The organism is Luteimonas sp. FCS-9 (genome assembly GCF_001014645.1).
Lineage (GTDB): Bacteria > Pseudomonadota > Gammaproteobacteria > Xanthomonadales > Xanthomonadaceae > Luteimonas.
The window spans coordinates 76,777-96,579 of sequence record NZ_LASZ01000010.1; the positions used below are offsets into that span (position 1 = coordinate 76,777).

The following is a 19,803-nucleotide window of genomic DNA, read 5'->3' on the forward strand; positions in this document are numbered from 1 at the left end:
AGAAGCGAAAGTCGGCCGACGAGTATAAATGAAATCAATTCTCATTCGTTTCTTGCGCAACCGCCCAGCCCTTACGGCTACCAGCGCAGCGGCCGGCGGGCGATCTCGCGCGACAGCGCCGCGTGCAGTCGCTCGGCTTCGGCGAGCGGCACGAAGCGCAACCGCAGCTGCGGCGCCAGCGGATGCGCGCCGGCGGTGTCGAGCCACAGCGAGGCCATCCCGGTCCAGCGGTCGAGCGGCGACTGGCGCAGTTCCACCGCCTGCAGCTTGCCGATCTCGGCAAAGCGCCAGTGCCGCCGCCACCAGCCCTCGCGCACGGCGACCATCGCCGCGTCGACCGCGTAGCCGGCGCGCGCGGCATGGCGGTGCGCGACGAACGCCGACCACGGCAGCCACAGCAGGCCGAGCAGGCCCCAGCGGCCGAAAAACCAGCCCAGCACGACGCACAGCGCGGCCGTCGGCAGCCACGCGCCGAGCGCCAGCCGCAGCCAGGCGCGCCGATGCAGCGGCCGCCACTGCGTCGGCGGCCAGGCCGCGACCGCGGCGACGTCGCGCACGATCGCGTCGCAGGCCGCGGCCGTCGCGATCGGCGCCAGCGCATCGAGCCCGCGGCCGTCCTGCTGCCCCTGGCCGTCGCTGCCGCGTGCGCTGGCGGTGTCGATCTCCAGCGTGCGCCGCGCGAACAGCCGGTGCAGCACGCCCTCGCGCAGCGTCCAGGCCTGGATGCGCCGGCGCGGCACCGAACTGCGCGAGCGGCTCAGCAGGCCGCGCTCGACGGTCAGCCGGCGGCCCTGCCGCTGCAGCCGGAAGCCGTGATAGCGCACCAGCGCCAGCAGCACGGAGAATGCGCGGATCGCGACCAGTACCAGCGCCACCGCGCCGGCCGCCACCAGGGCCTTGGCCATCCAGGTCGCGGCGAACGCATTGGCATAGCCGAACGCCTCGCGCCCGCCCTCGACGAGCCAACGGCCGGCGGTGCGGTCGGGAAGCGCCTGGAACGCCAGTGCCAGCGCGCCGGCGACGACGATCATGCCGCGGTTGGAGATCAGCCCGAGCTTGACGACCTCGGCCGTCGACAGCGCCAGCAGCGTGTCGCCCGGGGCGGCGTCCGGCGTCGGCTGCGTCGCGCCGGCGTCGGCATCGGTCCGGCCGCGGTCGCGGATCAGCTGCTCCAACGCCAGCGCCTCGGGCAGGCGCAGCACGCGCATCTGCGCTTCGGGGCGGGTGCCGCCGGCCGACTCGAGCCGGACCTCGGCCACGCCGACCAGGCGATGCAGCAGCGACTGGTGGATCGCGACGTTGTGGATGCGCGAGTACGGGATCTGGCGCACGCTGCGCTCGAGCAGGCCGCTGCGCACCACCAGGCGGTCGTCGGCGATGCGGTAGCGGAACGTCAGGTACTGCCACACCGACACCGCGACCAGCGCCCCGACGCCGATCAGCGGCAGCCAGGCGGGGCCGTCGTCGGCGCGCCGGCCGGCGACCAGCAGCACGACCAGCGGCACGATGAACTGGCGCAGGTTCTGCAACAGCACGAACAGCCACGAGGCCGGATGCAGCCGACGCTCGGCGTCGCCCGCGTCCGTGCCCGCCGCCGGCGGCAGCGGCGGCGGCTCAGCCGTCGTCATGGTCGTCGTCGCGCGCCGCGCGCGCGGCCAGCGCGTCGCGCAGGCGCTCGGCCTGGGCGTGCTCGAGGCCCGACAGCGCCACCGCGCTGTTGCGGGTGCCGGCGGTGTGCACGGTCAGCGTCGACAGCCCGAACGCGCGCTCCAGCGGCCCGCGGCGGATGTCCAGGTGCTGCACGCGGGTGCCCGGCACGCGCACGTCGCTGCGCCACAGGTGACCGCGGCGGATGCCCAGGCCGTCGTCGTCGAGCCGCCAGCGCGTGCGCAGCCAGCGCCGCCGCGCGATCCACACCGTCCAGGCCGGCAGCAGCACCAGCGCGGCGGCATGCGCGGCCAGCGAGGCGGGCGAGCGGCCGAACGCGATCAGGGCCGGCACCAGCGCGACCGACAGCGGCAGCAGCGTGCCGACCAGCGCGGTGATCGTCGACAGCGTGCGCGCGGCGACCGGAAGCGGCTGCCAGACGTCGGTCTCGACGGCGGGCATGCCCCCGGTCTCGGCCACCGGCTGCGCCGCCGCGTCGTCTCGGCCGTCGTTCGGCGCGGTCATCGGCGACGCTCCAGGTCGAGGTAGGGATTGTCGTCGCCCGAGCCGGACGGCCGCGCCTTGTAGCGCTTGTAGGTCCACTGGTACTGCGCGGGGTCGCGGCGGGCGATGTGCTCGACACCGGCATTGAGCACGGCGGTGGCGTGCAGCACGTCGGCATCGGCGATGCCGTCGGGTGCCGGTTCGATCCGCAGCGCGAAGCCCGGACCGTCGCCGATGCGCTCGCAGTAGGCGTAGAGCACGGTCGCGCCGGTGCGTTCGGCCAGCCGCGGCACCAGCGTCATCGTCAGCGCCGGCAGGCCGAAGAACGGCGCGAACTCGCCGTCGCCGGCCTTGGGCTGCTGGTCGGGCAGGATGCCGGTCACGCCGCCGTCGCGCAGGGTCTTCCACAGCTGGCGCACCGCCGGGCCCTCGGCGCGGACCTGGCGCACGCGGTCGCCGTCGCCGGCGCGCGCGCGGACCAGTCGCAGGAACGCCTCGCCGACCGCCGAGTCGGGCGCTCGGTAGAGGATCGAGATCGGCGTGCGCGCGGCCAGCCACTGGTTGAGCAGCTCCCAGTTGCCGTAGTGCGGTGCGACGACGATCAGGCCCTTGCCCGACGCGAGTTCCGCGTCGAACAGCCCGACGCCGTGCTGTTCGCGGATCGCGCGCAGGTTGCGCGCCGGGCGGCGGGTCCACAGCCGCAGCGTCTCGAGCGTCTGCAGCGCCGTCGTGCGCAGCACCGCGCGCCGCAGCGCCTCGCGTTCGTCGGGCGACAGCTCGGGATAGGCCAGTTCGAGGTTGCGCAGCGTCACGCGGCTCTCGCGGCTGCCGGCGGCGCGGCCGAGCGCGGCGGCGGCGGTGGCGATCGCGCGCTGCACGGCCGACGGCAGCAGGCCGACGAGCGTGGCGAGCAGGTACAGCAGGCGGGCGAGGAAGACGGGCATGCGGGGAGTTTAAGCGCCCGGGCCCCGAACGAAGAACGCCGCCCGGAGGGCGGCGTTGGATGTCGTCAGTCGCGGTCGCTGTCGATCGCGGTGCGCTCGGTCGCGAACGGGTTGAGGCGGCGGATGCGCCAGGGCTCGTTCGGCCAGGACCCGGTCAGATAGGCGTGGTCGGGCTCGTTGCGCTCCAGGACCCGGCGCGCGTCGGCGGCCAGCGCCTCGTTGCCGAGCCCCTCGTAGGCGAGCGCGAGCACCGCGACGGCGTCGTTCTGGTACTCGCTCTGCGGATAGGTCTCCAGCAGGTAGGTCGCGCGCTCGGTCGCGGCGACGTACGCGCCGCGGCGCAGGTAGTACAGCGCGGTCTCGATCTCGTGGCGCGCGAACATGTTGCGCAGCGCGACCATGCGCTGGCGCGCGTCGGCGGCGTAGCGGCTGTTGGGGAAGCGCTCGGTGACGGTGTTGAAGTCGGCGTAGGCCTGGTTGGGCGAGGCCAGGTCGCGCCGGCTGCTGTCCAGGCTCCACACGCGCTGCAGGAACACCGTGTCGCGGCTGGAATTCACCAGGCCGCGCAGGTAGTACATGTAGGCGATGTTGCGGTGCGTGGGATAGGTGCGGATGAAGCGGTCGATGCTCGAGATCGCCTCTTCGTTGTTGCCCATCTTGTACTGCGCGTAGGCGATCTCGATCAGCGCCTGCTCGGTGTGCGGGCCGTACGGGTACTGGGCGACCAAGCGGCGGAACGTCGTCGCCGCGTTGCTCCAGTTGCCCATGCGCATCGACGCATGGCCCTTGTCGTAGAGCTCGGTGACCGGCACGCCCTCGTTCTCGTCGTCCTTGGTGTTGCCGCGGGAACAGCCGGTGGCGACCAGCGCGGCCAGCAGCAGGCACACCAGGGCGCGGGTCGTCGATGCAAGGCGTGGGGTCATGGAGGCGGTGAGCGGTCGGGGCACGAACGGCGGATAATAACAGTCCGGGCCCCGGGCCCGCCGCCCACGCCTGAATCCGAGCCGTCCAAATGCAGCCAGCCCCCAGCGACCCTTCCGACCAGCGCACCGCCACGGTGCCCGACGCCGCCGCGGGACGCCGTTTCGACGCGGTCCTGGCCGAGCTGTTCCCGCAGTTCTCGCGCTCCCGGCTGACCGCCTGGATCAAGGCCGGCGACGTGCTGCTCGACGGCGCCGTGCCGCGCCCGCGCGACCCGGTCGTCGGCGGCGAGACCGTCCGCCTGAACGTCGTGCTCGACGCACAGACCGAGGCGCTGCCGCAGGACATTCCGCTGTCGGTGCTGTACGAGGACGACCAGGTCTTCGTGATCGACAAGCCGGCCGGCCTGGTCGTGCACCCGGGCGCCGGCAACCCGGACGGGACCCTGGTCAACGCGCTGCTGTTCCGCGATCCGTCGCTGGTCGCGCTGCCGCGCGCGGGCATCGTCCACCGGCTCGACAAGGACACCTCGGGGGTCATGGTCGTGGCGCGCACGCTCGAGGCCCACAACGCGCTGGTCGAGCAGCTCTCGGCGCGCGACGTGCACCGCCAGTACCTGGCGGTCGTGGTCGGTGCGCTGGTCTCGGGCGGCACGGCCGATGCGCCGATCGACCGGCACCCGCGCGACCGCCTGCGCATGGGCGTGCGCGAGGACGGCCGCGAGGCGGTCACCCATTACCGGCTGCGCGAGCGCTTCCGCGCGCACACCGCGCTCGAATGCCGGCTCGAGACCGGCCGCACGCACCAGATCCGCGTACACATGGCGCATCTGCGCCATCCGATCCTCGGCGACCCGCTGTACGGCGGCGCGCTGAAGCTGCCCAAGGGCGCATCGGAGGAGGCCGCCGCGATGCTGCGCGGCTTCCGCCGCCAGGCCCTGCACGCCGAGACGCTGGCGTTCCGCCACCCGGCGACCGGCGAGGCGGTGCGCTGCACCGCGCCGCTGCCGGCCGACATGCAGGCGCTGCTGAAGACCTTGCGCGCCGACGCCGCCGAGCACGGCGACCTGGCGCGCCGGTGAGCGCCTGGCTGCCCGCCGACTGGCCCGCGCCGCCGGGCGTGCGCGCCGGCACCACGCTGCGCCACGGCGCTGGCGCCTCGTCGCCGCCGTTCGACAGTTTCAACCTCGGCAACCACCGCACGTCAGCGGGCGACGACCCGGCGGTCGTGGCCGGCAACCGCGACGCGCTGGCACGCCTGCTCGCGCTGCCGTCGCCGCCGCACTGGCTGCGGCAGGTGCACGGTACGACGGTGCTGCGCTTCGACGCGCCGGCCGCGGGCGCCGCGGCGATCGACGCCGAGCCCGAGGCCGACGCGGCCGTCACCGCGGTGCCCGGCGTCGTGCTGGCGATCCTGACCGCCGACTGCCTGCCGGTGGTGTTCGCCGCCGACGACGGCGGCGAGATCGCGGCCGCGCACGCGGGCTGGCGCGGCCTGGCCGCGGGCGTGCTCGAAGCGACGGTCGCGGCGATGCGGACCTCCTCATCGCGGCTGCGGGTCTGGCTCGGGCCTGCGGCTGGACCTGCGTCCTACGAGATCGGCGCGGAGGTGCGCGAGGCATTCACGGCCACCGATCCGGGCGCCGATGCCGCCTTCGTCGCCACGCGAGCCGATCACTGGCGCGTGGATCTCTACGCGCTCGCGCGTCGGCGTCTCGAGGCGGTGGGGATCCGCAGCGACGCGATCCACGGCGGCGACCGCGACACGATCGCCGAATCCGACGCGTTCTTCTCGCATCGCCGCGACGGCCGCAGCGGCCGGATCGCGACGCTGGCGTGGATGGCGCACGCGTGAGCTGGATCCCTGAAGGACGCAGTCCCCTGTAGGAGCGCGCTTGCGCGCGATGACGCTGTCCCGGCGACGCCCGATCGCGCGCAAGCGCGCTCCTACAGGAGGTCGGACGCGCGCCAGCAGGATCAGGCACGCGCCAGCAAGGAATCAGGCACATGCCAGTCCATCGCGTGCGGATGCCGCGGGACGCGCCTTCAGAACGTGTAGCGGACCCGGGTGTACCAGTAGGCGCCGTTGCTGCCGATCGGCGAGAGCACGTCGTAGGGCAGGTTGCCGAAGTAGAAGATGTCCTCGTTCGACAGGTCCGGGTACTCGTCGGTGATGTTCTGGCCGCCCACCGCCAGCGTCCAGCGCTGGGCCAGGCGCAGCTCGACCTCGGCGTCGAGCTGCCATTCCGCGCCGTAGACCTGCTCGGGCTCATAGCCGCCGCCAAAATTGAACACCCGCTTCGCGCTGCCGTGGCGCTGCACGCGCGCGAGCAGGTGCCAGCGGTCGTCGCGCCAGGTCGCGGTGAACTGGCCGCGGGTGCGCGGCGCGGCGTCGGTCAGCGTGTTGCGCTCCTCGACGCCGAACAGCACGTAGTCCGGGTCCAGCGCGGCGAGCTGCTGCGGCGTGGCGACGACGTTGCGCAGCTCGGTCTTGGCGTAGCTCCAGGCGCCGGTCAGGTGCAGTTGGCCGCCGGCGAGCGCATCGCGCCAGTTGGCGACAAGTTCGGCGCCGCGGGTGCGGGTGTCGGCGGCATTGACGAAGAACTGCGCGCTCTCGATCCGCGCGACGTCGAAGTTGGCGTCGACGAACGCAGTCAGCGCATCGCCGGTGATCGCCTCCGACAGCGCGATGCGGTCGTCGATCTCGATCTGGAACAGGTCCAGCGCCACGTCGAAGCGCCGGCCGATGCGGCTGGTGAAGCCCAGGCTGGCGTTGATCGACTTCTCCGGCGACAGGTCGGTCGCGCCCAGCGCGCGCGCGATCGGGTTGTTCACCGACAGCAGCCGGCCCTGCACGATCTGGCCGGCGGCGCTGTAGCCGGTGCTGGTGGACTCGTAGCCGGTCTGCGCCAGCGCCGGCGCGCGGAAATTGTTCGACAGCGCGCCGCGCAGCGCGAACGCCGGCGCGAACTCGTAGCGCGCGGCAAGCCGCCCGGTCAGTTCGCCGCCGAAGTCATCGTAGTCCTCGTAGCGCACCGCGACATCGGTCACCAGGCGCTCGCCGAAGCTGCTGGCCAGGCTGGCGTAGAGGCTGGCGACGTCGCGGTCGAGGTCGGCCTCGTCCTGCGGCGTCAGCCCGCCGCCCGCCTGCGACCCGGCCGGTCGGTCGGTGTAGGGACCGACCGCATAGCTCGCCGGGTCGCCGGCGCCGGTCTCGTAGCGCTCGGTGCGCAGTTCCAGGCCCGCGGCGACGGTGTGGTAGTCGGTGAACGTCTCGAAGCCGCGGCTCAGGTCGAGGTTGAGCAGGCTCTGCGAGAATGCGTAGTCGCCGGTGCGGAAGCGCGTCGGGCTGCCGGGGCCGAGCGAGGCGTTGATCGAGTCGCGCAGCCGGAAGGTGAATTCGTTGCGGCCGTGGTTGAGGCTGGCGTCGACGTTCCACTCGCCCCACTGCCCGCGCACGCCCGCGACCGCGCCGACGTCGAGGTTCTCGCCGATCGAGACCGGCCGGAAGCCGTCGGGGTAGACCTGCGGCCAGTTCGCCTCGCCGTCGGGATAGCGGTAGTAGTTCGCGCCCTCGGTGTCGCGCTGGTGGTAGGTGCCGAAGCCGTACAGCGTCGCCGTCTCGCCGACCGGCACTTCGGTGTTGAACCAGCCGTTGAGGTCCTGCGACTCGCCGTCGCCCAAATGGTAGTTGCGCCGGCCCTGCACCGCGAGGTTGGCGTCGGTCCGGTCCCACGGCGGCACCTGGTCGAAGCCCGCGCGGTTGGTGGCCTCGCGGTTGCGGGCCTCCAGGCCCACGCGCAGGAAGCCCTCGTCGCCGAGCGCGGTGCCGACCTTGGCGCTGGCGAAGCTGGTCTGGCCGTCGGTGAGCGTGCGCCCGATCGGCGCCAAGTCGGTGTGGTGCAGGCCGTAGCTGGCCTCGAACGCACCGCCGTCGGCCGCGTCGTCGAGGATCACGTTGACCACGCCGGCGACCGCGTCCGAGCCGTACTGCGCGCCGGCGCCGTCGCGCAGCACCTCGATGCGCGCGATCGCCGAGACCGGGATCGCGTTGAAATCCACCGGCGTGGTGCCGCGGCCGATCTTCGAACCGGTGCTCACCAGCGCCGAGGTGTGCCGGCGCTTGCCGTTGATCAGCACCAGCACCTGGTCGGGCGAGAGGCCGCGCAGCTGCGCGGCGCGCACGTGGTCGGCGCCGCCGGAGTTGGACTGGCGCGGGAAGTTGAACGACGGCAGCAGCGTCTGCAGCGCACTGCCCAGCTCGCCGCCGGCCACGCCCGCCCGGCGCAGGTCCTCGGCATCGAGCACGTCGATCGGCGAGGTCGATTCGAGCACCGTGCGGTCGGCGGCGCGGGTGCCGGTGACGATGACCGCGTCGAGCCGCGTGGCTCCGTCGGCGTCGGTCGTCTGCGCGGCGGCCGGCATGCAGATCGCGCACGCGATCGCGAGGGCCAGCGGGGCGGGAGGACGACGGAAGAACGGACGGCGCATGCGGGCTCCTGGCGGGGACGGGAAAGGGAGTGGCACCGGGAACCGTCGCGGGCGGGGAGAGGGGACGCGCGCGACGCCCGGTGCCGGTGACCGTGCGTGCAGCGACGGCCAGGGTCGCATTAGGCCCGCTCGCCGGTCCATGCGTCCATCGGCATAAAGCGATACAGTGTTGCGGCGCCGCAACAATCGCGGGCGCGCCGGTGCCTAGGATGGCGCTCTTCCCTTCCTCGACCCCGATCGCCATGCCGTCTCCGTTGCGCACCGTCCTCCTGATCCTCGTCGCACTGTCGCTGGGTGCCTGTGCGAGCGCGCCCGTGCCCGCCGGCGCGCCGCTGCAGGTCGCGACCGCCGCCTACCAGGGCGATGCGACGCGGCCGGCGGACGGCCGCGGCTGGCTGCGCACCGAGCTGTACTTCGCCACCGGGCGCTGGGACGCCGATGCCGACGAAGCGGCCGCCGCCGAGCGCCGCTGGCTCGATTTCCTCGATCGCGAGGTCTCGCCGCGGTTTCCCGCCGGCCTGAGCGTCGTCGACGTTTACGGCCAGTGGCTGCCGCCGGGCAGCGACACCCCCAGCCGGTTGCGCTCCAAGGAGTTGGTGGTGCTGCATGCCGACACGCCCGAAGCCGCGGCGTCGATCGAGGCGATCCGGCTGGCGTGGAAGCGCGAGACCGGCCACCTGTCGGTGCTGCGTTCGCAGCTGCACGCCGACGTGTCGTTCTGAGGGGCGCGACGATGGCCTCGATGCCCGGCGCCGCGCAGCGCGGCGCGCGCTGGTTCGTCCCCGGCGACGTCAACGGGTTCTTCGGCCTCGTCGTCGACAACCTGTCGATCCTGGGCTTCATCGCCGCGGCGCTGGTCGGGATCTTCGGCATGCCGGCCGACATCGTGTTCGGGCGCATGTTCCCGGGCACGGCGCTCGGCGTGCTGGTCGGCAACCTGATGTACACGTGGATGGCGCGCCGTCTCGCCCGACGCACCGGGAGAGACGACGTGACCGCGATGCCGCTGGGCCTGGACGCGCCGACGAGTATCGGCATGGCGCTGCTGGTGCTGGGCCCGGCGTTCCTCGCGTTCGGCCGGCAGGGCCTGGATGCGGACGCCGCCGGCATCGCGACCTGGCAGCTCGGCATGGCGTCGCTGGTGGTGATGGGCGCGCTCAAGCTCGTGCTGTCGTTCGCCGGCGACTGGATCACCCGCGTCGTGCCGCGCGCGGCGCTGCTCGGCTCGATCGGCGGCGCGGCGCTGATGCTGCTCGGCTTCCTGCCGCTGATCGAGACCCTGCGCGCGCCGGTCGCCGGCTTCGTCACGCTCGGGCTGCTGCTGTACGTGCTGGTCGCGCGCGGGCCGGTCCCGCTGCGCCTGCCCGGCGTGCCGTTCGCGCTGCTGGTGGGTCTGGCGCTCTACTACGGTCTGGGGCTGGCCGGCCTGTCGCCGGGCTTCGCTTTGCCCGACGTCGCCTGGCCCGCACCGGCATGGCCGTGGCCGAACCTGGGCTTTGTCGACGGGCTGCCGGCGACGCTGCCCTACCTGTCGCTACTGCTGCCGTTCGGCCTGCTGATGGTGGTGGGCGGCATCAACGTCAGCGAGAGCGCACGCGCGGCCGGCGACGACTACCGCACGCGCGACGTGCTGCTGGTCGAGGCGGTGTCGACGCTGGTGGCCGGGGTCTGCGGCGGGGTCGCGCAGACCACGCCCTACATCGGCCAGCCGGCCTACAAGCAGATGGGCGCGCGCAGCGGCTACACGCTGCTGACCGGCCTGTTCGTCGGCCTGGGCGGCATGCTGGGCCTGGTGTCGGGCCTGGTGCAGTGGCTGCCGGTCGCAGTGCTGGCCCCGATCATCGTGTTCGTCGGCATCGGCATCACGGTGCAGGCCTTCCACAGCACGCGACGCGAGCACGCGATCGCGGTGTCGCTGGCGTTCCTGCCGGCCGTCGCCTATCTGTTCAACATCAAGTTCGGCAATCCGGCGTGGATCGAGCCGGGGCGCATGGCCGCGCTGTACGCGCAGGTCGACGCCGGCCACGGCCTGCCGGAGATGGCGACGATCGTCGTGCTCGGCAACGGCTTCATCATCACCGCGATGCTGTGGGCGACGGCGCTGGTCGCGCTGGTCGACCGGCGCCCGGGCGCCGCCGTGGCAACGCTGCTGGCGGCTGCGGTCGCGACGCTGTTCGGCGTGATCCACTCGGTGCACCCGACCGGCGCGCTGGTGTTGCCCTGGCAGCTGGAGGGCCTGCGCCAGGCGATCGCGTTCCAGTTCGCGGCCGCGTACGCGGTGCTGGCGGTCGTGGTCGGGCTGCTGGGCCTGCAGCGACGGCCGGCGACGATCGATCCGGCCTGATCGCACGCGGTGCGCAGGCGCTATCCTGCGCCGCCCGATCCACCCGAGACCCGAGATGGCGCCGACGCTGTTCCAGACCCTGCTCGGCGCCGCCTTCTTCCGGCTGCCCGAGACTCTGCGCGTGCTGCACGGCGTGCGCGGGCAGGCGCGCCATGCCGGCGCGATGACGATCGAGCGCAGCGGCGGGCTCGCCGCGCGGGCATGCGCGCGCCTGGCCGGTGTGCCGGCCGCGGCGACGGACGCGGCGTTGTCGCTCGACTGCACGACCGGTCCGCGCGGGGAAATCTGGGTCCGCCGGCTGGGCGCGCCGCCGAGGATCGTGCAAGCGCGCTGGCGGCTGTGGCACCGCGATGGCCAACTGCGGCTGCGCCGCGGTGCGCTGCAGTTGCGCTGCGTGCTGCACCACCACGACGGGACGCTCTACTGGAACGTCGTTGGCGCGCGCGCGTTCGGCGTGCTGCCGCTGCCGGCACGGCTGCTGTCGGAGGTGCGCGGCAACGAGCGCGAGGTCGACGGACGCTGCGCGTTCGAAGTCGAGGCGGCGCTGCCGCTGGTCGGCCCGGTGTTCCGCGCGCACGGCTGGCTGCACCCGGCGAACCGGCAGGACTGAGCGCGCGACGCGACGCGCGCAGGCCGGCACGAACGCACCGTTGCGGGCCCGATCGGGGACGATGGACGCCCCGATCGTCGATAATGCCGCTCCCCCTGCCTTCCCGGAGCCGTGCCATGTCCGCACAGACCCGCGCCCCGTTCGCCGATGTCCCCGGTGTCGCCCCCGCACGCGATGCCGCCACGCGCGAGTTCGTCTTCAACCACACGATGCTGCGGGTCAAGGACCCGGCCGCGTCGCTGGACTTCTACACCCGCGTGCTGGGCTTCACGCTGGCGCGCAAGGTCGACTTCCCGGAGGCGAAGTTCTCGCTGTACTTCCTGGTGCTGGTCGACGACGCCGGCGCCATCCCCGACGACGACGAGGCGCGCCGCCAGTGGCTGGCGCAGCAGCGCGGCGTGCTCGAGCTGACCCACAACCACGGCACCGAGGCGCAGGACGGCCCGGTCTATCACGACGGCAACAGTGACCCGCGCGGCTTCGGCCACATCTGCGTCAGCGTGCCCGACATCCGCGCGGCCTGCGCGCGCTTCGAGGCGCTGGACGTGCCGTTCCAGAAGCGGCTGAGCGACGGCAGCATGAAGTCGATCGCCTTCATCAAGGATCCCGACGGCTACTGGGTCGAGATCATCCAGCCCGCACCGCTCTGACCCGGCCTAGCGGGTCTGCCCGAGCCGGCCGAGGAAATCGCGCCGCCAGGCGTGGATGTCGTAGCTGGAGATGCGTTGCATCATCGACTGCCAGCGCTCCCGGCGCTCGTCCTGCGGCATCTTCAGTGCGGCGGCGATCGCATCGGCGACGCCGTCGCTGTCGAAGGGGTTGATCAGCAGTGCACCGTCAAGCTCGCGCGCCGCGCCGGCGAAGATCGACAGCACCAGCGCGCCCGGATCGTCGGGATCCTGCGAGGCCACGTACTCCTTGGCGACCAGGTTCATGCCGTCGCGCAGCGGCGTGACCAGGCCGATGCGTGCCAGCCGGTAGAAGCCGGCCAGCGTCGCATGCGGATAGGTGCGGTTGACGTAGCGCACCGGCGTCCAGTCGGGGTCGGCATGGGCGCCGTTGATGTGGCCGGCGTACTGCTCGAGCTCGCGGCGCAGCGCGCGGTAGCTCGCGACGCCGCCGCGCGAGACCGGCGCGATCTGCAGGTAGGTCAACTGGCCGCGCAGGTCGGTGTGCTTGTCGAGGACGCGTTCGAACGCGCGGAAGCGCTCGGGCAGGCCCTTGGAGTAGTCGAGCCGGTCGACGCCGATCGCCAGTGCGCGGCCGGTCAGGCTGGCCTGCATCCGCCGCACGGCCGCGTTGCGCGCGGAATTGGCCGCCAGCGTCGCGATCGCCGTGGCGTCGATGCCGATCGGGAACGCCTCGGCCTGGAAGCTGCGCCCGTCGTGGTCGCGCAGCGTGCCGCGCCCGGGCACGCTGCCGCCACGGAACAGGCGGATGTAGTCCTGGAAACGCTCGAGGTCGCGCTCGGTCTGGAAGCCGACCAGGTCGTAGGCCGCCAGCGCGCCGAAGGTCTTCTCGTGGTGCGGCAGGCCGGCGACGATGTCGGCCGACGGGAACGGCACGTGCAGGAAGAAGCCGATGCGCGCGCGCACGCCGCGTCGCCGCAGCTCCTGCGCCAGCGGCAGGAGGTGGTAGTCGTGCACCCAGACGATGTCCTCGTCGCGGATCTCCTTGGCCAGCTTCTCGGCGAACAGCGCGTTGACGCCGCGGTAGGCGGCCTGGGTCAGCGCGTTGTAGTCGACCAGGTCCAGGCGGAAGTGCAGCAGCGGCCACAGCGTGCGGTTGGAGAAGCCGTTGTAGTAGCCCTCGTAGTCCTCGCGCGACAGGTCGATCGTCAGGTAGTCGATGTTCTCGTGCGTGGTGCGGTGCATCTCGCCCGAGTGCGCGCGTGCGACCTTGCCGCTCCAGCCGAACCACAGGCCGCCGGTCTCCTTGAGCGCGGCGTCGAGCGCGGTCGCCAGGCCGCCGTTCTGGTCCGAATCCGGCAGCGCGACCCGGTTGGAGACGACGACCAGGCGGCTCATGCCGCCTCCTGCCAGGAGCGCGAGAGCCGCATCGCCGCCATGATCAGGCCGACGTGCGAATAGGTCTGCGGGAAGTTGCCCCAGGCCTCGCCGTCCTCGAACGACATGTCCTCCGACAGCAGGCCGAGATGGTTGCGCCGCGCGAGCATCGTCTCGAACAACGCGCGCGCCTCGTGGTGGCGGCCGATCGAGGCGAGCGCATCGATGTACCAGAACGTGCAGATCGTGAAGCTGGTCTCCGGCGCGCCGAAGTCGTCGGGCACGACATAGCGGAACAGCCCGTCGCCGTGGCGCAGGGTCTGACCGATCGCGTCGACGGTGCCGACGAAGCGCGGGTCCTCGGGCGTCACGAAGCCCAGGTCGGCGAGCAGCAGCAGCGAGGCGTCGAGCCGGTCGCCACCGAACGCGTCGGCGAAGTGACCGAGCTCGGCGTTCCAGGCCTCGGCCAGGATCCGCGCGCGCATCGTATCGGCGCGCTTGCGCCAGTGCGTGGCGCGCGCCTCCAGGCCCAGCTGCACCGCGATCCGCGCCAGCCGGTCGCAGGCCGCCCAGCACATCACGCTGGAATAGGTGTGCACGTGCGCCTTGCCGCGGAACTCCCACAGGCCCGCGTCGGGCTGGTCGTAGAGCTTCCATGCCAGGTCGCCGAGCGGCTCGAGCTTGGCGAACGTCGCGGCATCGCCCGGATGCTCCAGGCGGCGGTCGAAGAACAGCTGGGCCGAGGCCAGCACCACGCTGCCGTAGGTGTCGTGCTGGCGCTGCACGTAGGCCAGGTTGCCGCGACGCACCGGGCCCATGCCGCGGTAGCCGGCCAATGCCGGCATCTCCTCTTCGGTCAGCTCGTGCGCGTAGTCGATGCCGTAGACCGGCTGCATGTCGCCGTCGTCGCTGACCGCCAGGTTGAAGATGTAGCGGATGTACTCCTCCATCGTGCGCGTCGCGCCCAGCCGGTTGAGCGTGCGCACGACGAACGCCGCGTCGCGCAGCCAGCAGTAGCGGTAGTCCCAGTTGCGCGCGGTGCCCGGGGCCTCGGGGATCGAGGTCGTCATCGCGGCGATGATGCCGCCGCTGTCCTCGTACTGGCACAGCTTGAGCGTGATTGCGCTGCGGATCACCGCCTCCTGGAAATCGAGCGGGATCGACAGATAACGCACCCATTCGCGCCAGTAGTCGGTGGTGCGGTGCAGGGCGTCGCGCACGAACTCGACGATCGGCTGGGTCAGCGTCTCGTCGGGACCGAGCACGAAGTGCAGGTCGCGGTCGAGCACGAACGGCAGGCCCTCGCGCAGCAGCCGGATCGGCATGTCGGTCGTCGCGCGCAAGGCGAAATCCGTCAGCACGAAGCGCTGGTGGTTGCTGCCCCAGGTGCTCTCGGGCGTCCGCGCGCCCCAGTCGGCGAGCGGGCGCAGCAGCACGCGGATGCGCGGGCTGCCCGACAGCAGGCGGATCCGGCGCGCGAGCATGACCGGGCGGTAGAACCGCCCGTGCTGGCGCCAGCGCGGCGCGAAGTCGACGATCTCGATCGATGCGCCATGGCGGTCGTGCAGCACGGTGCGCAGGATCGCGGTGTTCTCGATATAGCGCTGTTCGCTGCGTTCGAAGTCGTCGAGCTCGATCGACCAGTCGCCGTGGCCCGTCTTGGGCGACAGCAGCGCGCAGAAGGCGGGATCGCCGTCGAACGCCGGCAGGCACGACCAGACCAACCGCGCCTTCGCGTCGAACAGCGCGCCGAAGCTGCCGTTGCCGACGAGGCCCAGGTCGAGGGTGGAAGCGTCGGCTGGCGTCATCGGGCGATCTCCGGGGGCGGGGTGGGAAGGGGGGCGGGCACGCCGAGCCAGCGGTGGACCTGGGCCGGGTCGGCGACGGCGAAGCGCGCGGCCGAGGCGGTGCGATCGCCGACCAGCACGCTGATGCCGCCGCGCGCGTTGACCGCGGCGAAGCCGGTCTCGTCGGTCAGATCGTCGCCGGCGAACACCGGGCGGCGTCCGGCGAATGGCGGCTCGTCGAGGAAGGCGAGGATCGCGCTGCCCTTGTCGGCGTGCTGCGGGCGCAGCTCGACGACGTGGTCGCCGGGCTGGAGCTGGTAGCCCGGCAGCCGCGGCAGCATCGCCTGGGCGAAGGCGCGCAGCGCGACCTCGGCCTGCGGGGCGCCGCGCCAGTGCAGTCCGAGCGCCGCGCCCTTGTCCTCGACGACGGCACCGGGATAGCGGCGCGCGACGACGACGGCCTCGTCGCGGATCGCCGCCAGCGCGGCCGGCGGCAGCGCGCCGTGCGCGGCGCCGTCGGCGCGCCGCCGCTCGACACCGTGCAGGCCGGCCGCGGTGAACGTCTCGGGCGCGAACAACTGGTCGAGCGTCGCGAGGCTGCGGCCGCTGACCAGCGCGAGCGCGCCGTCCAGCGAGGTGCGCAGCGCCTCCAGGCGCGCGAGCAGGGCGGGGGGAACGGACACCGCATCGGGACGTTCGGCGAACGGCAGCAGGCAGCCGTCGACGTCGAGGAACAGGGCCCAGTCGTCGGCCGGTGGCGGGGGCGGCCCGCGGAGCGGGGCGGGGGAATCGGGCGGGGGCGCGGAGGCTTCCGGTGATTGGCGCATCGCAGCATGATCGCGTGTCGGGCGATAAACGGATGTGAATCCGCGCCGCGGTCAGTCCTCGTCAGGCACGATCGCGCCGTCGAGCTCGGGATAGTGGCGGAAGATGCCCTGCGTGTTGAACGGCAGCCGCCGGGTCGAGGCCAGGTAGGCGGCGATGTTCGGCCGCTCGGCGATCCGCGCCTCGAGCGCGCGCAGCCCGGGCAGTGTCGGCGACAGCGACGCCATCGCGTCTGGATAGGCGTAGTCGAGGCCACGCAGCAGTTGGAACAGCGACAGATCGACATAGGAATGCCGCCCCAGCGCGTGCACGCCGCCGGCCTGCGCGAGCACGGCCTCGAAGTAGCCGAGGAACTTCGGCAGCCGGTGCCGGCGCAGGTCGGCCGCACGGCGGGCGGCCGCGTCCTTCTGGTCCTCGTAGTACGCCGCGCTCGCGATCGGGTGGTGGCTGTCGTGGACCTCGGTCACCAGGTCGGCGATCGTCAGTTGCAGTTGCAGCGCCTGCAGTTGGCGCGGCGCGTCGTCGGGCACCAGGTCCAGCCGCGGGCCGAGAAAGTGCAGGATCGCCGCGACCTGGGCGACGACCTGCCCGCCGGCCTCCAGGAACGGGGCGGCGAACGGGCGCAGTCCGATCGCTCGGCCGGTCAGGAACGCATCCATCGCCGCGTCGCCCTGCTCGCGGACCACATCGACGTAGTCGGCGCCGGCGTCCTCCAGCGCCAGGCGCACGAACTCGCCGCGTCCCTGGATGCCGTTCCAGTAGTAGAGGCGGTAGTGCATGGCGTCTCTCCAGGCGGGGAAACCCCCATCCTGGCCCCGGCCGCGCATGGCCGGGGTGAGGACGCGGCCCCATCCGGGCCGGCGCTTGCAACCGGCGGCTTCGGCCGCATCTGGTGGACATCGCCGGCAGGCGCCGGCCTCCCCCTTCGAGGACACCCGTCATGCGGATGGACAAGCTCACCTCGCGTTTCCAGCAGGCGCTGGCCGACGCGCAGTCGCTGGCCGTGGGCCGCGACCACAACTTCATCGAGCCGGCGCACCTGCTGCTGGCGCTGCTCGACCAGCAGGGCGGCGGCACCCGGCCGCTGCTGGGCCAGGCCGGTGTCAACGTACCGGTGCTGCGCGAGCGGCTGACCGAGGCGCTCGAGCGCATGCCCAAGGTGACCGGGCAGGCCGGCCAACTGTCGGTCGGCAACGACCTCTCGCGCCTGCCCAACGTGACCGACAAGCTCGCCCAGCAGCGCGGCGACGCCTTCATCGCGTCCGAACTGTTCGTGCTCGCTGCGCTCGACGATGGCGGTGACGCGGGCAAGGCGCTGAAGGCCGCCGGCGCGGACAAGGCCCGGCTCGAGGCCGCGATCGCGAAGGTCCGCGGCGGCGAGAGCGTCCAGGACGAGAACGCCGAGGATGCGCGCCAGGCGCTGGAGAAGTACACGATCGACCTGACCGCGCGCGCCGAGAGCGGCAAGCTCGACCCGGTCGTCGGCCGCGACGAGGAGATCCGCCGTACGGTGCAGGTGCTGCAGCGGCGCACCAAGAACAACCCAGTGCTGATCGGCGAGCCGGGCGTGGGCAAGACCGCGATCGTCGAGGGCCTGGCCCAGCGCATCGTCAACGGCGAGGTGCCCGAGGGCCTGCGCGGCAAGCGCGTGCTCTCGCTCGACATGGGCGCGCTGATCGCCGGCGCCAAGTACCGCGGCGAGTTCGAGGAGCGCCTGAAGGGCGTGCTGGGCGACCTGGCCAAGAACGAGGGCCAGATCATCCTGTTCATCGACGAACTGCACACGATGGTCGGCGCCGGCAAGGCCGATGGCGCGATGGACGCGGGCAACATGCTCAAGCCGGCGCTGGCGCGCGGCGAGCTGCACTGCATCGGCGCGACCACGCTCGACGAGTACCGCAAGTACGTCGAGAAGGACGCCGCGCTCGAACGCCGCTTCCAGAAGGTGTTCGTCGGCGAACCCAGCGTCGAGGACACGATCGCGATCCTGCGCGGGCTCAAGGAACGCTATGCCGTGCACCACGGCGTGGAGATCACCGACCCGGCGATCGTCGCCGCGGCGACGCTGTCCAACCGCTACATCGCCGACCGCCAGCTGCCCGACAAGGCCATCGACCTGATGGACGAGGCGGCCAGCCGCATCCGCATGGAGATCGATTCCAAGCCCGAGGAGCTCGACCGCAAGGAGCGTCGACTGATCCAGCTCAAGATCCAGCGCGAGGCGCTGAAGAAGGAGAAGGACGCCGAGTCGAAGCAGCGCCTGTCCGACCTCGAGGCCGAGATCGGCACGCTCGAGCGCGAGTACAACGACCTGGAGGAGGTCTGGAAGGCCGAGAAGGCCACGGTGCAGGGCGCGACCAGGATCAAGGAGCAGATCGAGGCCGCCAAGCTCGACCTCGAATCGGCGCAGCGCACGCAGGATTACGCGCGCATGAGCGAGATCCAGTACGGGCGCATCCCGGAGCTGGAAAAGCAGCTCAAGGCCGCGCAGGAGGCCGAGACCCAGGGCTTCCAGCTGCTGCAGGACAAGGTCACCGCCGAGGAGATCGCGCAGGTCGTCGCGCGCTGGACCGGCATCCCGGTCAGCAAGATGCTCGAGGGCGAGCGCGAGAAGCTGCTGGCGATGGAGTCGCAGCTGCATGCGCGCGTCGTCGGCCAGGAGGAGGCGATCAAGGTCGTGTCCGATTCGGTGCGCCGCTCGCGTGCCGGCCTGTCCGATCCCGACCGGCCGACCGGCTCGTTCCTGTTCCTGGGCCCGACCGGCGTCGGCAAGACCGAGCTGTGCAAGGCGCTGGCCGAGTTCCTGTTCGACAGCCAGGACGCGATGGTGCGCATCGACATGAGCGAGTTCATGGAGAAGCATTCGGTCGCCCGGCTGATCGGCGCGCCTCCGGGCTACGTCGGCTACGAGGAAGGCGGCTACCTGACCGAAGCGGTGCGCCGGCGCCCGTACAGCGTGATCCTGCTCGACGAGGTCGAGAAGGCGCATCCCGACGTGTTCAACATCCTGCTGCAGGTGCTCGACGACGGCCGCCTGACCGACGGCCAGGGGCGCACGGTCGACTTCCGCAATGCGGTGATCGTGATGACCTCCAACCTCGGCTCGCACCAGATCCAGGAGCTCGCCGGCGACGATTCGGCCGAGGCCTACACGCAGATGAAGGCGGCGGTGATGGGCGTGGTGCAGGCGCACTTCCGGCCCGAGTTCATCAACCGGCTCGACGACATCGTCGTGTTCCACCCGCTGCGCAAGGCCCAGATCCGCGAGATCGCGAAGATCCAGATGCGCGGGCTGGAAAAGCGCCTGGCCGAACGCGGACTGCGCATCGAGGTCTCAGACGCGGCGTTCGACCTGCTGGGCAACGTCGGCTTCGACCCGGTCTACGGCGCCCGCCCGCTCAAGCGCGCGATCCAGCAGCAGCTCGAGAACCCGCTGGCCTCGAGGATCCTCGCCGGCGAGTTCGCCAGCGGCGACACGATCGCCGTCGACGCCGCCGGCAGCGAACTGGGCTTCGCGAAGGCCTGACCACCGCCGGCGCGCCCGCTGCCTGCGCTTCCTCCACCGGTCGCGCGGTCTCAGCGCGAGCGGATACGGACACCTCCCCCGCGCGCGGGGAACGCGCACTCGCCAGTCGTGGGCGTGGTCACGTCGCCCACACCTCCCCCGCCCGCGGGGGAGGTCGGCGCGCCCCTGGCGCGCCGGGTGGGGGCACGGGCCCTCCCAA

At 72.3% G+C, this 19,803-nt stretch carries 16 protein-coding genes; 7 read left to right on the top strand and 9 right to left on the bottom strand.

Annotation, left to right across the window (positions count from 1 at the left end):
- Positions 1-77 precede the first annotated feature (77 nt).
- The 4 genes from WQ56_RS10420 to WQ56_RS10435 form a co-directional block, all read right to left on the bottom strand.
- Complete coding sequence (locus WQ56_RS10420; protein ID WP_047137047.1) at positions 78-1,628, bottom strand: PH domain-containing protein; 1,551 nt, start codon at positions 1,626-1,628, stop codon at positions 78-80.
- Positions 1,615-2,172: a PH domain-containing protein gene (locus WQ56_RS10425; RefSeq protein ID WP_052772961.1), complete on the bottom strand. Its 558-nt coding sequence runs from the start codon at positions 2,170-2,172 to the stop codon at positions 1,615-1,617. Before WQ56_RS10425 ends, WQ56_RS10420 begins: the two co-directional genes overlap by 14 nt.
- Positions 2,169-3,095 (bottom strand): lauroyl acyltransferase, encoded by a 927-nt coding sequence (locus tag WQ56_RS10430; RefSeq protein WP_047137048.1) that lies wholly within the window; start codon positions 3,093-3,095, stop codon positions 2,169-2,171. The genes WQ56_RS10425 and WQ56_RS10430 overlap by 4 nt, the downstream gene beginning before the upstream one ends.
- Positions 3,096-3,160: 65 nt before the next feature.
- Positions 3,161-4,018 (bottom strand): outer membrane protein assembly factor BamD, encoded by an 858-nt coding sequence (locus tag WQ56_RS10435; protein WP_047137049.1) that lies wholly within the window; start codon positions 4,016-4,018, stop codon positions 3,161-3,163.
- An 89-nt stretch (positions 4,019-4,107) separates the two neighbouring features.
- Here WQ56_RS10435 and rluD point away from each other — a divergent pair, with 89 nt between their 5' ends.
- Positions 4,108-5,097, top strand: a complete 990-nt coding sequence (gene rluD / locus WQ56_RS10440; protein WP_047137050.1) for a 23S rRNA pseudouridine(1911/1915/1917) synthase RluD — start codon at positions 4,108-4,110, stop codon at positions 5,095-5,097.
- The gene (gene pgeF / locus WQ56_RS10445; RefSeq protein ID WP_047137051.1) at positions 5,094-5,870 is read left to right on the top strand and encodes a peptidoglycan editing factor PgeF; all 777 of its coding nucleotides are present in this window, start codon (positions 5,094-5,096) and stop codon (positions 5,868-5,870) included. The genes rluD and pgeF overlap by 4 nt, the downstream gene beginning before the upstream one ends.
- Before the next feature lie 191 nt (positions 5,871-6,061).
- On the opposite strand, the gene WQ56_RS10450 is transcribed toward pgeF, so the two are convergent.
- Positions 6,062-8,506 carry a TonB-dependent receptor gene (locus WQ56_RS10450; RefSeq protein ID WP_047137052.1) on the bottom strand — a complete coding sequence of 815 codons (2,445 nt, stop codon included), beginning with the start codon at positions 8,504-8,506 and terminating at the stop codon, positions 6,062-6,064.
- 242 nt (positions 8,507-8,748) lie between these two features.
- Between WQ56_RS10450 and WQ56_RS10455 the strand changes: the two genes are divergently transcribed.
- The 4 genes from WQ56_RS10455 to gloA all read left to right on the top strand — a co-directional run bounded on the left by WQ56_RS10455 (position 8,749) and on the right by gloA (position 12,110).
- Positions 8,749-9,228 (top strand): DUF3574 domain-containing protein, encoded by a 480-nt coding sequence (locus WQ56_RS10455; protein WP_047137104.1) that lies wholly within the window; start codon positions 8,749-8,751, stop codon positions 9,226-9,228.
- 11 nt (positions 9,229-9,239) lie between these two features.
- Entirely contained in the window at positions 9,240-10,850 is a 1,611-nt protein-coding gene (locus WQ56_RS10460; protein ID WP_047137053.1) for a hypothetical protein, read from the top strand.
- 55 nt (positions 10,851-10,905) lie between these two features.
- Complete coding sequence (locus WQ56_RS10465) at positions 10,906-11,460, top strand: DUF4166 domain-containing protein (protein ID WP_047137054.1); 555 nt, start codon at positions 10,906-10,908, stop codon at positions 11,458-11,460.
- Between the two features lie 116 nt (positions 11,461-11,576).
- Entirely contained in the window at positions 11,577-12,110 is a 534-nt protein-coding gene (gene gloA, locus WQ56_RS10470; protein ID WP_047137055.1) for a lactoylglutathione lyase, read from the top strand.
- Positions 12,111-12,116: 6 nt separating this feature from the next.
- Here gloA and otsA read toward each other — a convergent pair whose 3' ends face one another.
- From otsA to WQ56_RS10490, 4 genes are read right to left on the bottom strand one after another with little or no spacing between them, the layout of a single operon-like run.
- A complete protein-coding gene (gene otsA / locus WQ56_RS10475; RefSeq protein WP_047137056.1) occupies positions 12,117-13,487 on the bottom strand; it encodes an alpha,alpha-trehalose-phosphate synthase (UDP-forming) in 1,371 nt (456 codons plus the stop codon).
- Positions 13,484-15,274, bottom strand: a complete 1,791-nt coding sequence (locus WQ56_RS10480) for a glycoside hydrolase family 15 protein (protein ID WP_047137057.1) — start codon at positions 15,272-15,274, stop codon at positions 13,484-13,486. The genes otsA and WQ56_RS10480 overlap by 4 nt, the downstream gene beginning before the upstream one ends.
- Entirely contained in the window at positions 15,271-16,080 is an 810-nt protein-coding gene (otsB, locus tag WQ56_RS10485) for a trehalose-phosphatase (RefSeq protein ID WP_047137058.1), read from the bottom strand. The genes WQ56_RS10480 and otsB overlap by 4 nt, the downstream gene beginning before the upstream one ends.
- Positions 16,081-16,131: 51 nt before the next feature.
- Positions 16,132-16,857, bottom strand: coding sequence for a glutathione S-transferase (locus WQ56_RS10490; RefSeq protein ID WP_047137059.1), 726 nt, complete (start codon positions 16,855-16,857; stop codon positions 16,132-16,134).
- 161 nt (positions 16,858-17,018) lie between these two features.
- Between WQ56_RS10490 and clpB the strand changes: the two genes are divergently transcribed.
- Positions 17,019-19,604: an ATP-dependent chaperone ClpB gene (clpB, locus tag WQ56_RS10495; protein WP_047137060.1), complete on the top strand. Its 2,586-nt coding sequence runs from the start codon at positions 17,019-17,021 to the stop codon at positions 19,602-19,604.
- Positions 19,605-19,803 lie beyond the last annotated feature (199 nt).

Coding starts and splice junctions, on each gene's coding strand:
- WQ56_RS10420 (WP_047137047.1), bottom strand. CDS start 1,628: ATGACGACGGCTGAGCCGCCGCCGCTGCCGCCGGCGGCGGGCACGGAC.
- WQ56_RS10425 (WP_052772961.1), bottom strand. CDS start 2,172: ATGACCGCGCCGAACGACGGCCGAGACGACGCGGCGGCGCAGCCGGTG.
- WQ56_RS10430 (WP_047137048.1), bottom strand. CDS start 3,095: ATGCCCGTCTTCCTCGCCCGCCTGCTGTACCTGCTCGCCACGCTCGTC.
- WQ56_RS10435 (WP_047137049.1), bottom strand. CDS start 4,018: ATGACCCCACGCCTTGCATCGACGACCCGCGCCCTGGTGTGCCTGCTG.
- rluD (WP_047137050.1), top strand. CDS start 4,108: ATGCAGCCAGCCCCCAGCGACCCTTCCGACCAGCGCACCGCCACGGTG.
- WQ56_RS10450 (WP_047137052.1), bottom strand. CDS start 8,506: ATGCGCCGTCCGTTCTTCCGTCGTCCTCCCGCCCCGCTGGCCCTCGCG.
- WQ56_RS10455 (WP_047137104.1), top strand. CDS start 8,749: ATGCCGTCTCCGTTGCGCACCGTCCTCCTGATCCTCGTCGCACTGTCG.
- WQ56_RS10460 (WP_047137053.1), top strand. CDS start 9,240: ATGGCCTCGATGCCCGGCGCCGCGCAGCGCGGCGCGCGCTGGTTCGTC.
- WQ56_RS10465 (WP_047137054.1), top strand. CDS start 10,906: ATGGCGCCGACGCTGTTCCAGACCCTGCTCGGCGCCGCCTTCTTCCGG.
- gloA (WP_047137055.1), top strand. CDS start 11,577: ATGTCCGCACAGACCCGCGCCCCGTTCGCCGATGTCCCCGGTGTCGCC.
- otsA (WP_047137056.1), bottom strand. CDS start 13,487: ATGAGCCGCCTGGTCGTCGTCTCCAACCGGGTCGCGCTGCCGGATTCG.
- WQ56_RS10480 (WP_047137057.1), bottom strand. CDS start 15,274: ATGACGCCAGCCGACGCTTCCACCCTCGACCTGGGCCTCGTCGGCAAC.
- otsB (WP_047137058.1), bottom strand. CDS start 16,080: ATGCGCCAATCACCGGAAGCCTCCGCGCCCCCGCCCGATTCCCCCGCC.
- WQ56_RS10490 (WP_047137059.1), bottom strand. CDS start 16,857: ATGCACTACCGCCTCTACTACTGGAACGGCATCCAGGGACGCGGCGAG.
- clpB (WP_047137060.1), top strand. CDS start 17,019: ATGCGGATGGACAAGCTCACCTCGCGTTTCCAGCAGGCGCTGGCCGAC.